General features: G+C 54.6%; 11 protein-coding genes. 6 read left to right on the top strand and 5 right to left on the bottom strand.

The window, feature by feature from the left end; genetic code table 11:
* Positions 1-1003 (bottom strand): GAF domain-containing protein (locus IRZ24_RS09380; protein ID WP_297163010.1); only part of this gene is annotated, 1003 nt, incomplete at its 3' end.
* Between the two features lie 667 nt (positions 1004-1670).
* Here IRZ24_RS09380 and IRZ24_RS09375 point away from each other — a divergent pair.
* Entirely contained in the window at positions 1671-2444 is a 774-nt protein-coding gene (locus tag IRZ24_RS09375; protein ID WP_297163005.1) for a hypothetical protein, read from the top strand.
* A 371-nt stretch (positions 2445-2815) separates the two neighbouring features.
* Positions 2816-3688 (top strand): hypothetical protein, encoded by an 873-nt coding sequence (locus tag IRZ24_RS09370; RefSeq protein WP_297163002.1) that lies wholly within the window; start codon positions 2816-2818, stop codon positions 3686-3688.
* Between the two features lie 107 nt (positions 3689-3795).
* On the opposite strand, the gene IRZ24_RS09365 is transcribed toward IRZ24_RS09370, so the two are convergent.
* From IRZ24_RS09365 to IRZ24_RS09350, 4 genes are all read right to left on the bottom strand, one after another.
* Entirely contained in the window at positions 3796-4758 is a 963-nt protein-coding gene (locus IRZ24_RS09365; RefSeq protein ID WP_297162998.1) for a dihydrodipicolinate synthase family protein, read from the bottom strand.
* Positions 4759-4878: 120 nt separating this feature from the next.
* Entirely contained in the window at positions 4879-5796 is a 918-nt protein-coding gene (locus tag IRZ24_RS09360; RefSeq protein WP_297162995.1) for a J domain-containing protein, read from the bottom strand.
* Between the two features lie 314 nt (positions 5797-6110).
* Positions 6111-7226, bottom strand: a complete 1116-nt coding sequence (locus tag IRZ24_RS09355; RefSeq protein WP_297162992.1) for a hypothetical protein — start codon at positions 7224-7226, stop codon at positions 6111-6113.
* 184 nt (positions 7227-7410) lie between these two features.
* A complete protein-coding gene (locus IRZ24_RS09350; protein ID WP_297162989.1) occupies positions 7411-7917 on the bottom strand; it encodes a hypothetical protein in 507 nt (168 codons plus the stop codon).
* Between the two features lie 414 nt (positions 7918-8331).
* Between IRZ24_RS09350 and IRZ24_RS09345 the strand changes: the two genes are divergently transcribed.
* The 4 genes from IRZ24_RS09345 to IRZ24_RS09330 all read left to right on the top strand — a co-directional run bounded on the left by IRZ24_RS09345 (position 8332) and on the right by IRZ24_RS09330 (position 12361).
* Positions 8332-9198, top strand: a complete 867-nt coding sequence (locus IRZ24_RS09345; RefSeq protein ID WP_297162986.1) for an SAM-dependent methyltransferase — start codon at positions 8332-8334, stop codon at positions 9196-9198.
* Positions 9199-9534: 336 nt separating this feature from the next.
* Positions 9535-10326, top strand: a complete 792-nt coding sequence (locus IRZ24_RS09340; RefSeq protein ID WP_297162983.1) for an ABC transporter ATP-binding protein — start codon at positions 9535-9537, stop codon at positions 10324-10326.
* Positions 10323-11213: an ABC transporter permease gene (locus tag IRZ24_RS09335; protein WP_297162980.1), complete on the top strand. Its 891-nt coding sequence runs from the start codon at positions 10323-10325 to the stop codon at positions 11211-11213. Before IRZ24_RS09340 ends, IRZ24_RS09335 begins: the two co-directional genes overlap by 4 nt.
* A gap of 68 nt (positions 11214-11281) precedes the next feature.
* Positions 11282-12361 (top strand): ABC transporter substrate-binding protein, encoded by a 1080-nt coding sequence (locus tag IRZ24_RS09330; RefSeq protein WP_297162977.1) that lies wholly within the window; start codon positions 11282-11284, stop codon positions 12359-12361.
* Positions 12362-12929 lie beyond the last annotated feature (568 nt).

Raw genomic sequence — 12929 nt, 5'->3', positions numbered from 1 at the left:
GATTCAATGTGCGCGCAATGACCGTGGTGACACGGTGAATGGTCGCTAGCTCATGCACCTTGCGCCTTAGCTGCTCATCGGTCTGCTCATAGAGACGCCCATTTTCGACATTAATAGCAATGATCCCTGCAACCACCTCCAGAAAGTTCATCTCATCAGGGGTGAAGTCTCGCGGCTCTTCCGATTGCACGCTGATGACCCCGATGAGGCGCTCGACTGAGCCAAAGAAGATAATGGGAAGCGCCATTAAGCCGTGATACTCTGTATCATAGGTGGTGGCTTCAGCAGCGAAGTGCGGATCAGCCATTACGTCTCGCACTAGCAAGGGATGCCCCTTATCGGCAACCCAGCCGCTGTAGCCCTCGCCCAGGCGCAGGGTAAAATGCATGCCTCCCAGAGGGCGGGGACCATTCGTTGCCCTCAGCGTCAAGAGACGCTGCAACTCGTCGTAAAAGAAGATCGCGCATAACGAGACCTGCAATTCTTCGGCAACGATGCGCGCGGTCATCTCCAGCGTCTGATCCAGGTCCATGCTGGAGTTGTTAATGCCGTTGATGCGCTGCAGGGCCAAGAGCCGTCGGCTGTGGCGTTCCAGCGAACGCCGCTGTTCATCGGCGATTTGAATGATCGCCTCCTGGTAGCCACGAGTCAGCGCCAGCGAGCAGGTGGACTGCAGCCGGTAAAGGCGCGCGAGCGCGGCGGTCAGGAATTGGGGCTGATCGGCGAAAATGGCCTCTAGCTCTTCTCTGAGGGCTTCGATATAGGCCTGCATGGCCTCTAGGCGTGAGTCTAATCTCCCTCCTTGCTCCGCCAGCCAGCGCCCCGACTGTTCAAAGCGGCGCTGTAGCTCAGCCTCATCCTCGCCAATCAGTGCCTGGAGGAACAGCCAGGCATCGCTCCCCTCCTCGGGGCCAGAGCTTGCGCCCGATACACGTTGTAAGCATATTTGCAATCGTGAGAGGTGTTGACCAAGCACCTGCTCCACTTCACACTGTTGCGACACGTCCTGTCACCCTGTTCTGGTTACTGCCTCTCTCACAAGCCACGGCTGGAAGAAGCGCTTTACCTCTGAGGAAAAGGGCCAGATATTCTCAGGTCAACCAGGCCAGATGTCTTATCCGACCTTTCTGCTTCAGAGAGATGTGCTATCCTCTGCCCGTGGTACTTCAGCAGCGACCGCTACGAACTTGAACCACATTATATCATAGATAGCGGTCAGTATATAACTCTCTGGCCCTCTCCGGGCTGTCCTATCCAGCCAGCCTTGTCACGGCTCAAGCTGATAGCCTTTTCAGGGGAAGAGTCGCTCTTCGGCTCCTCTGTCAACCGTTACTAAAAAGGTAACGGGAAATAACGCTGAGATCACTCGTGAGTATGTATGGGAGAAACAATCGATGAGAAGGTGCTCGCACTGCGGCCTGCCGCTCTCACCTACGTGGACAGATAGCCGCTGCCCTCGCTGCGGTGCCGTCCTGGGTCAGGTCTCCTCATCGTCACCGCTCCTGGCCTCTGATAGAGTAGCGCCGTCCGAATATCAGTGGGGAGCTGTCCCAACGCCGACGCCCATGCCCCAGGCGCAGCCTGGTAGCCCAGTATCTGCTTCGGCTCCTGTTCAGCAAATGCCCTTTCCTAGCTGGCCCCAATCCGCGTTATCGCCTCAGCCAACTCCCTTGCCTCTAGGGAACGGGGACTGGAGCGAGGTCGACCCTGCTAGTCCAACAACCGTCTTCCAGCCTCAGCCTGTACAGCAATCACAGCAGCAACAACAGCAGCCGCTTTGGCTACCCGGGACGCCAGCGCAGTCAGGAGCGCTGTCACATGATTTCTCGCCCACCCCGCCGGCTTCACCAGGCACGGCGCTTCAGGCCGCTCCTTACCGTCCTGGCCACCTGCGCTTGGGCTTCTTCGCCTCCGCCGCATGCCTGGTGACAGCAGCGATTATCCTGCTCTTTGTCTGGTTTATGGCCACCAATATGGTGGTCAATCCCTCCGGAGGCAGCGCCAGTTTGCAGAACATGGCAACTGCAACTGTGAAAAGCAGCTCAGCTACATCTACCGCTACCAGCGCAACTGCTACCCCTTCCGCAACGGCGCTCCCGGGACAGACATACATCGATCAGCCTCAGCTTGCCAGCGCTATCAATACCCAGACGGGCCAGCCTACTCAGGTAACTACAACTTTTAAGACTAATCAGGCCATTTACGTTACTTTTGCTCTTCATCCTCACGGCCAGGCTGGTGCTGTCTGCGTTTATTGGTATCTGAATGGCAATAGTGTGACAAACTTTGCCTTTCCTGTCAGGCCCTACAGCCAATCTGGCTATTCTTATGCCATATATGGCCAACCCGGCACCGGCAGCGTCGATCTCTATTGGGCAAGCACAACGCAATGTACAGATCGCGTCTTGGCCCAGCATGTCACATTTACTGTTGTGACAGGCTAGCCAGGCAAGGCGCCCGCGGCCTCTGAGCCCCGTGCCATCTTGCTCACTATTGGCGTGTCGTGCTTTGCTTGAGGCGGCCACACAGCATACAAATAATCCTTCAGGCGATCGTTTTTCTCGGCAGAAGAACGAGAGTAGCGATTAGCTACTTGGCAGCTCAGGCATTGCGTGCTATCCTGGAATAGCGAGCAAGTCAGACCGGAGGACTGGAGGGGGTTGTAAGCTGAGCGGCCAGCAGGCGAGGACGCGTGCATAGGAAGAGAGACCTCGATAGGGTTCGTCAGCTCTTTTTCTGGTGTTTGCAGATTACAGCCCTGATCTCATCTATCAACCTTCGGCTGCCGGTTCACCTAAGCGAGGAGGTTTTTCCTATGCAATGCAATCGTTGTGGGACAATGCTCCCACCAGGAGCACTTTCGTGCCCCGTTTGCGGCAATCCTACCCCATACAACACTGCTGGTCAGACCTCCCATGAGGGAACACCTCCCCCTCCTCCTACGCCGGCTACCCATTACGGTCCCTCGGGAGGCTCTCCCTATGGCCCTTCTCCCTCTGACCCTTACAGCTCACCCTCTCCTCCTTTGGGACCTTACGCCCCAGGCGGTCAGCCCCTTTATGGCCCGCCTACAACGCCGCCACGTCAGAGTAACCTCGGTAAGGTATTGCTGATCACCGGCGCCATTTTGCTGGTTGTCATCGGGGCCTGCTGCGGCGGATTCTTCTGTCTTACAAGCGGAACCACCGCTTCACTCGTCAGTTTTCTTTCTGGCGTTAGCCCTACCGCCTTCACTGCTACTGCGTTAGCAGGGAGTCCTACAGCCACCACTCCGCCCACACCCACGGCCTCCCCCACCGCTCCATCTTCCTACTCACAGGGGCCTTCGCCATCAGGCTCGCCAATCGCAGCCCCAGCAGCGGCTATTATCACAAAGGTACAGATGGCTGATCAGGTGAATGATGTCATACCGACGCATTTGACTACCACCTTTAAGACTGGCGAGACCATCTACGCCACTTTTGAGATCAAGAAAGGCAGTAGTGGTTATGCACAAGCCAAGTGGTATCTAGACTATTCAAAGGTTCTGGATAGCAAAATACTTCAAATCCAAACGAATTATGATGCAGGCTACTTCGCGGCCCGCTATCATCTCGCCGGTCAGGGAACAGTTGAGATCTATTGGTGCTCGACCTCCAACTGCAGCGATGCTCAGCTAGCTCAGGTGGCCACCTTTACCGTGGAGTAGAGAAGCTGCAGGGACTGCTCATGAGCAGTCCCTGCCTCAACGAGCATGTCTAGATCACGGCGGTTCTGCTCATCACCTGGGCTTCACGCTCAGCGCAGGAGCAGTGGCTAGTGAGTCTGCTCTCCATCACTGAAGAATGGAGCGAGCGCCGTTTTCAGGTTGGTCAATTCTTGATCATCAAGGGGCAATACGGGCGAGCGGGGCCGCCCGCCATAGCCTCGAAGCAACTGCAGGGCAGCTTTGAGACCAGCAACGCTGTAGGTCGCGGTGAGCAAGGTATTGAGAGGTACCAGGCGCGCTTGTAGGCGGCGCGCCTCCTCTAGCTGACCAGCCTCGAAGAGCCTCTGTACGTGACAGACCTGCTGAGGAAGAACATTAGCCAGCGCCGGTATTCCTCCGCGGGCTCCAACCGCCAGGGCAGGTAACAAGAAGCCGGCGCTTCCAGCCAGTACGCTAAAGTCGGGACGACTGTCGGTAAGGTGACCAACAATCTGCGCCAGCTTGGCAACATTCCCAGCGCTATCTTTGAGGCCGATAATCTTGGGATGCTCCTCAGCTAGACGACAGATCAGCGATGCCTCCAGGTCCAGGCCTGCGGCATTGGCTGGCATGTTGTAAATGACGACTGGTAGAGGGGAGTGCTCAGCTACGGTGCGGTAGTGCGCTAGGAGCGCTGCTCCATTCATGCGACCACGGAAATAGAAGGGGGGGAGCACGAGCACAGCATCGGCTCCGGCACGCGCCGCTCGCTCACAGGCCGCAACAGTAGCCCGTGTTGATTGCTCTCCACAGCCAGCCAGTAGCAGGAGGCGAGGAGGGCTAGCACCTTCTTCCTTCTGGCTTTGAGTGAGCTGATTGATCACCTCACGGGCTGTGCGAATCACAAGGTCGCGCTCCTCACTCGTTAAATGGGGCGCTTCGCCATTGGAGCCGAGGACAACATAGCCAGCAATACCATTGGTAGCCAGCCATTGGAGATGGCCCTCCAGGGTTGTTAGATCAAGTTCCTCCTCGGCAGTGAAGAATGTTGGGACTGGCGGATAAATCCCCTGTAAATGCAAGGCAGTCATGCAATTCTCTCTTGCTTATGTCTATTCAATTTTTCAGGTGCTACGAGCTGGTTCTTCCCCAATGCCACAGAGAGACGAGGGCGCCAGGCATAGGACAATGTTCGACCTATTTTCCGATTTTTAATGAATCAAAGTATTCAGTGCCATCAGGCTCAGGACGGCTACCACTGCCAGGAGAAGCGCCAAGGCCAGGAGCAAGGAGAGACTGCGTCGGCGTGCTGCTGCCGCGCGCTCATGTTCAAGGCGTTCATCTTCGGCAGGGCACCAGCGAGCCCGCGCACAATAGGGACAGAGTGGGAACAGCTCGTAGGGATGGCAGAGTCTTCCCCCGCCGTAGCGGTAGACTCCGACCTCATAGCGAATCTGCTCGCTCTCAAAGACGGCCCGACAGTGAAGACAGCGCAGTAGCAAGTATTCTGACCAGTCAAGCGCCTGGCAGCGCGGGCATGTTACCTTGTGGAGCGATGCAGCCTGCTGTTCCTCGGGAGCTGGCCAGCGCTCATGGCAGCGATGGCAGTAGAGCATCTCTCCCTGCAGCGCCTCTGAGCTGCCCGAGAGACGGAGATGGATTGTTCCATCCTTGCGTACCCTGCCGCCTCTAACGCTACCACGCAGCATCCCTTTCTCTCTGAGGATGGTGGCTTGCTCTGCGCCTAGGCTATAGATCGTCTCGCCCAGGTAGATGGTAGCAGGGCCATCCAGGGCAGGAAAATCATAATAGCGGTGGCGATCCCGACGGGCATGCGGAGAGACCTCAGCACGAGAGCTGGCCTCTCCTCGCCGCGCCAGTTCCGGACGGCCTGGAGTTGCTAGGCCAAGCTGCTGAAGGCGACGGTGATCGTACTCGCTTCGCAGTTTGGCATCACTGAGGGTCTGATAAGCCTCCAGGAGGAGGCGCATGCGCTCCTCTGCATCCTCACCTTTATAGACATCAGGATGATAGCGAAGCGCCAATTTCTTGAAGGCAGCCTTAATCTCAGCAGGAGAGGCTGTGGCCTCTACCCCGAGCACCGCGTAATAGTCGATAAAGGAACTCATTAGGTGCCTGACTCAGTTTGAGGCATGCCGCCCGGTCTCTCGCCAGCCGATACCTATGATACCATACGCAAGATACGTGTGAGCCTTGCTTTTGTTTCAGCTTGAAGGAAGCGACCTCATCCAGCTAGGAGAGAGCGATCCTACTCTACTGGCGATCTTCCCTAGCCAGTGAGCACCAGCGGGGCGGACGAGGTCAGCGATCTATCAATCAAGCAGATAAGCTAAATAGAGACAACGGGAGCCGGCTGCTGCTTTCTGCTCCAATCCAAAATAGAGACAGGTCGAAGCCTTCGAAGACTACCAGAGGCCAGCTTTTAGAAACGCTCTTCGCCGGTTTGCCATATGAGCTTTCTAGGGCTGTCCGGTGAAAACTGCGAGAGATTGGGCGACGACCCTCGTGAGCGACCCTCTTCCTCGCGAAGCTGCTGGAGAGCCAGCACAGTCTCGCGTAGGCGTCTGTTCTCCTCCCGCAGCTGATAGAAGCCTTGTTTCATTTTTTGCAGCTCCGTAGAATCTTGATGCAATCGCTGCATACGAGCTAACAAGTTGTTAAGTGAGCCAGATATCTGCCAAAGTACATTATCACTTGTTAGAGGGACACGGGCGCTGTAATCACCATTAGCTACACGCGTATGGGTTTCGACGATTTTCTGAATACTATTCTCAAGCTGCTCCTTCTGGCGAGCAGCGGCCTCCGCTTGCATGGCGAGATCATGCTCAAGGCGAGCAATCTCCTCAGCGCGGTCGGCACGCGCCAGAGCATGAACTGTGCTGCTGACCCAGACATAGGCCACTACCGAGATGATGATCTGGCTGATGAGGATAGGGCTAATGATGCCAGTAAAGTTAATTTCAAGCATGCCCATCAGCTCGGGGGTCTGAGGGAGCTGGGTCAGGGCGAAGAAGGTAAAAAGGCAGTTGATCAGAGCAACGGGGAAGACCCACCAGGGCGGCAGGAAAGAGACTGCGCAGACCAGTGGGAGGATCAGCATACCGAAGACTGGCAGATCCATCATATTGATGCCGCCAGGGGTGGTCACGATATCAGCGATAGGGAAGAACATGAAGGTTAGGACTACCACAAAGCCGGCAGCATTGACCAGGCCAAGGCGATTGAGCACTGTGGCAATGATCAGCATAAGGAAGCAGACGATAACAATTGGCACGAGGTAGAAATTGGTGCCGAGAAAGCCTGCGGGGAGCGCCACCATCAGCAGGACGTAGAGGGCAGGCAGGATCTGACTGCCAGTGCGTCCGCGGCGGAAAAGCTCACGACGTTGGAAGGAGGCTGAAGCTGGAGGCATCGAGGGAGAGGCTAGCCAGTACCACCAGCGCAGCCAGCGATTTTCACGGTGCTCAGAGGCCAGGTAGCTGGGCACTTGCGCATCAGTACTCTGTGTATCGAGATCAGCAATGGTGATCTTCTTCATCGGAAAGCCTTTCCTTCCTTATTTTTGCAAGACGGGTAGCAGTGAAATAGCAAGAAACTGGCCTGACAAGTAGGCAACAGGGAGGAAGAATGCTAGCCTTTTGAGCAGAGCACTTCTTCCATCCAGGTGTTGGCGCTCTTTCAGAAGCACTGGTCTGACCGGTTGCGCAGGCTGTTTCCTATCCTCACAAGCGGATGACTCCAATCGCCTGGAGATCACGCAGGACAGCGCGCACCGCTTCTGGAGAGGTTGAGAGAATTTCCGCGATTTTCTCCACGGAGCGTGTGCCATCAGCCAGGGCGAAGACCATCCGATGCATGCGCGACCAGCCGACCATTTGCCATTGCTCCAGATGTAGCAGGCGCTGAGGAAAAGTCGAGGACCCTGTGGCAGTGGTTCTGGTCTGTCCAGGTGTAGAGCGCGGCTCAATGGGAACATCTTCCTGGGGGACAAAAGTCCAGTCGAGCTTTCCAAGGCGGGCAAGCTTTGGCGAAGCGTCTTCCTCTTTGAGGCGCCGTCCGCTTCTGCCGACAAAGAAGCAGGAAACGATGTTCCCTGCGCGCAAAATGATTTCTACGCGGCATGGCTCCGGCATCCCCGGGACTCCCGAAGGAAGATCGGCATACAGGAGTCCGGTTTTGCGATGTTCGCGCATGACCTGCTTCATTGTTTCAAAGTCCAGGCGATACATCGATCAAGGCTCTTCCTGTTGCAAACGAGGTGCTAGGAGCCTGGTCGCTATCAAGCTCCTGACCCCTTCCAATTTATAGAGCTCCACAATTCGGGGAAAGGCGGTAACCGCTTTCTAGTGCTGCTTTATAGGGTCCTTACCACAGAGCCGACTCCTCGCTTAGTTATTTTAACAGACGATGCTTTCCCCAAATATTAAGATCACATAAAAATGCCAGACATATATTGCATAAGTCTGCAGAAAATACTATCCTTTCATAGATAGAGAAGCCCGGTCCTTTAGGGTCTTCTCCCCAGAGAGATATTGACAAGGCTCTATATCATAGATCCAGTGAAAAGGGTAAAGTCAAGCTCTTCAATTAGAAGCAAATTAGCTCTCCTAAGCAGAAATCACGAGCACTTGGAGCTATCCATCATGGGCGACACACAAGAGGAAACCAGGCAGCGTATTAGTGTAACCGCTCACCTGACAGCAGCGGCCCGAGCCTATGAGAGCCGGCGACCGGATCATCTTTTCGATGATCCTCTGGCGGCCCTCCTGGCAAGCAGCGAGGGATTCAGTATCCTCGAAAAAGGAGAAGATAAAGGCGGGTCTATCATTGTACGCACACGCTATTTTGATGAGTGGCTTGAGCGGTTGACACATGAGGAGGGAATACGTCAAATCGTGCTGCCGGCTGCTGGTCTTGACACACGAGCCTTTCGCCTCGACTGGCCTGCGAAGACTTGTTTCTACGAGATCGACTTACCCCACGTGGTTGAGTATAAGGAAAGCGTTCTTCAGTTCCATCAGGCTCAGCCTCGCTGCCAGCGCGTGGTCTTGGCTGCCGACTTGCTTTCAGCCCCGTGGGAAAGCCACCTAGTAGAAGCGGGCTTTGACCCGGCGTTACCTTCAATCTGGCTAGTGGAGGGGCTGTTCTTCTACATCCCTCTGGAGCAAACTTGCCAACTGTTGGCCCGTCTGAGCCGTCTGGCCGCGCCAGGGAGCTGGCTCGGCTTCGATGCCATTCACAGCGCCATGCTTTCTTCTCCTTTGACAAGCTCGCGCATTCAGTTGACTAGGAAGAACGGGGCCCCCTGGATCGGGGCGATCGATGATCCCGTTGCCTTGCTGGCCACCTTTGGCTGGCAGGCCAGCTTTATTCCAAATGTGCGCAAGGGATACGAGTATGGGCGAGAGATCTTTCCTTTCGTTCCTCCAGAGGCTTTAAACAGTGAAACGGAAAAACTCTATCACATGCTCGTTACCGCCAAGCGCCTCTCTGAGGATCAGCAAACCTGAGTCCACTTTGTCAGATAGAGGCAATTGCCTCTTAAGAAATTAACTTACGGTGTACATGCTTAACTGGATTTTTGAGAGACAGCAACAGGACATATGCACTAGAAAAGGCCAATCCTCTGATCAAGCCAACCTTTGCCTAAGGGGTGCTACAGCAAAGGATAGGGCCGGTAGCAGGTAAGACATTTCTATCTCCCCTTCGTCAGCTGGCTTTCCTGGTGATTGCCAGGCCAGGCTTTTAGCATTAGCGGGGTAGCAGCCTGACGCGCTTGGGAGGCATGACATAGGTACAGTGTTGGTCACTTCGTTTACGCTTCCAGGGCCTAAAGGAGCAGCTGCATGAGCACTGTCATACATATTGAACAGCTCAGTAAATCATTCGTTCGTAATGATCAAGAGATCGCGGTTCTGCGCAACATGAACCTTGATATCGAGAGTGGGAGCTTTGTCGTCATCGCTGGACCGAGTGGCTGCGGCAAAACGACTCTGCTCAATATTGTCGCTGGCCTGCTTCCCCCAAGCTCAGGAGCGGTCTACTACAAGGGTGCTCCCATTAGCGGACCACGGTTAGAAGTAGGCTATCTGACCCAGAAAGATACCCTGATGCCCTGGAGAAGCGTTGAGCGCAATGTCGAAATGCCTCTGGAGATCCGTGGGGTAGCAGCTCCTGAGCGACGGCGGCGCGCCGCTGAGTTCATTCGCCTCGTTGGTCTGGCAGGTTTCGAGAAGCTCTATCCTCACGAACTCTCAGGAGGCATGCTACGCCGTGCCAGCCTGGCCCGCATGTTGGTAACCATGCCGGAAACGCTCTTGCTGGATGAGCCTTTTGCAGCACTTGACGCGCAATTGCGTTTGGAACTTCAGAATGAATTACTTTCGCTCTGGTCCCGACAGCGATCCAGCGTGCTCTTTGTGACTCATGACCTGGAAGAGGCCATCCTCCTAGGCGATCGCGTTCTGGTACTGGGAGCGGGGGGACGCATTATCGCTGATGAGCCTGTGACGTTGCCTCGCCCTCGCGATGTCTTCCATATTCGTTTCCGCCCAGAGTTTACCAGTCTTCATCGGCGTCTTTGGGATGCTCTCATGGAGTCTCGCTCGCAAGTGCAGAGACAGGAGGTGAAGCTATGAGCCTGGTTGACCAGTTCAAGCCTGAGACCTCACAGTCAGCGCTGGTTGCTCCTTCTGCTCTGGTAAGACAAGCGCGGCGTCGCTCGCAGCGCCAGCAATGGCTGATCTATGGTGCCCGCATACTACTAGTCGTGGGAGCCCTGGTTTTTTGGCAGCTGGCTTCTGGGACAATTCTCGATGCGTCCTTCCTGAGCAATCCATTGGCAATTCTACACCAGACCATTACCTGGCTTAGCGATGGTAGCCCCTGGTACGAGAGTACGCTGATTGCGAATACGGTTGTGACTTTGGAGGAAACTCTGCTGGGGCTATTCTTCGGGATTGCCAGTGGCTTAATCCTGGGCTTTCTTTTTGGCTTGCAGCCCACGCTCGAGCGCATCTTCAACCCCTTTATCATCGCTTTGAATAGCATTCCCAAGATCGCCTTGGCGCCTCTCTTCATTCTCTGGCTGGGGATCGAGATTCCAATGAAGGTGGTGCTAGCAGCTGTTACCGTCTTCTTTCTGATCTTCCTCAATACGATCAATGGGGTGCGCAATGTCGATCAGCATCTTGTCGACGCCGTACGCTTAATGGGTGGACGACAGCGCGATATTGTCCTCAAGGTGATCCTTCCCTCAGCAACTGGTTCGGTCCTAACTGGCCTGCATGTTGCCATCCCCTATGCCCTCATTGGGGCCATTGTCGCAGAACAGATTGGGGCCAACCGAGGCATTGGCTATCTCATTCAGTCATCTGGCGAGTCTTTCAACGCTGCCGGCATCTTCGCTGCTCTCCTAGTCTTGACGGTGATCGCTGGCTTGCTGAATGCAGTAGTGAACCTTATCGATCGCAAGACTTCTCATTGGAAGGCTGGCCTGAAGCTGCACAGTAGTGATCAGCAATGAAAGTGGCAAGGGACATACTGCCCTTTGCCTAGTCATTATTTGATTCCTGATAAGAGGGAGGAGGGTATATGAAGCTCCGTATTTCTCTCCGAGCATCGTCGTTGGCGATGCTTCTCATACTGGCAATTATCAATCTTGCTGGTTGCGGTTTAGGGCAAAGTAGTACCGTTACCGATGACATGAAGCTAAAAGTGGCTATTAACAGCCTCTCTAGCGGCTACCTGGCTGACCTTGTTGCTATGGACAAAGGTTACTTCCAGGCCCAGGGATTGACCGTCTATCCGCTACCATTTCAGACCGAGCCATCCAGCCCCCAGATGGCCGAAGCTATCCACTCTGGCGCCATTGAAGTGGCGATTGGCGGCTTGCTCACTGAGGCCTTTCTTGCCTCGCGTGTGGATGCCGATGTGCGAGTCATTGGTCAGTTACAAACAGGGCTGGCTGGAGCTATTACTGTCAGCAACAAGTTGCAGGAGCAGACAGGTCTGACAGAAAGCAGCCCCCTGGAGGCTAAGGTGAAAGCCCTCGTCGGCAAGAAGATCGGTGTCGTCTCTACTACAGGGCTGACGGGAGCCTTCGTCACCTATCTTTTCCGTCGCTATGGCCTCAATATCAATAAGGATGCCACCCTTGTCGCTCTCGGCCCCACTGTGGCTAGTGCCGTGGCTGCTATGAAGGCCGGGCGTGTCGATGCCCTTAGCTTCTTTGAGCCTGTTGGAGAAACCGTCGAATCCCAAGGACTAGGACACGTCTGGATTAGCCCCTTGAAAGGAGACATCCCCGAGCTGGTTGGTGAACTGAATGCCGTCTTCTATGCCAAAGCTAGTCTCATCCGTGCGAAGCCGAATACTATCAAGGCTCTCGTGCGCGCCATAGCTATGGCTCTCACTTTCATTCAGAAGTATCCTGACCAGGCCATGAAGATACTCCAAAAATACACGCAGGTCGATGACAAAACAATCGCCGCCGCAAAGGAGGTGCTCAAGAACGCCTATCCGACCACTCCGGTCATTGATAAACACTCCTATGATCTAGCTACAACCTTTGATATCCAAGCAGGCTTGATCTCGGCGGCTCCTCCCTTCGAAAGCCTAGTTGATACCCAGACCGCCGCTCAGGCGATGCAGGGCTTCACCCCTGTCGTCTAATCGCCAACAGAGCTGCCACTGTAGGGGCAGAGCGCTAGTTACTTAGCCTCTGCCCCTCAGTACGCATTATAACAGACAAATTCAACATTGTTCGCTTGATAGTAGCTGTACCTGATCAGCAAGAACTGCAAAGAATCATCAATTTCATATACCCCAAACTTTTATCCCCCATGAGGTGAGAACCAGCTTTCTGGCTCGCTTGCACACATAATGGCTGAAGAAGAGACTGTGAGTTCCTTCCCTAGGAGAGGGCTGTCCGAGCATTCCAGAGCATGCCAACCAGGTTACCAGGGTTCAGCAGGATCATATACGCGTAACGAACGATAATAGGATCGCTTGCCCAGGATCTGGCATCTCTTACTGGAGACCTATTGTCAATGAGTAGAGTAACAACCTTCCTGCAGATAGGCCCCCAATCGAATGAGGCGAGAACCATATGCCGGCTGTTAGGGAGAGCTGAGCCTCTGATTCAAGTAGTAATTGCCTTTATTTAAACTTATTGTTTTCCAAAAATTGAAATATACGTAGTAGGTAATAAAAATGAAAAAATACATATGTAGTTCTACAG

This window comes from Thermogemmatispora sp. (genome assembly GCF_019683755.1).
GTDB lineage: Bacteria > Chloroflexota > Ktedonobacteria > Ktedonobacterales > Ktedonobacteraceae > Thermogemmatispora.
The sequence above is the reverse complement of the archived record's forward strand: the minus strand, read 5'-3'. Positions and strand labels throughout refer to the sequence as shown.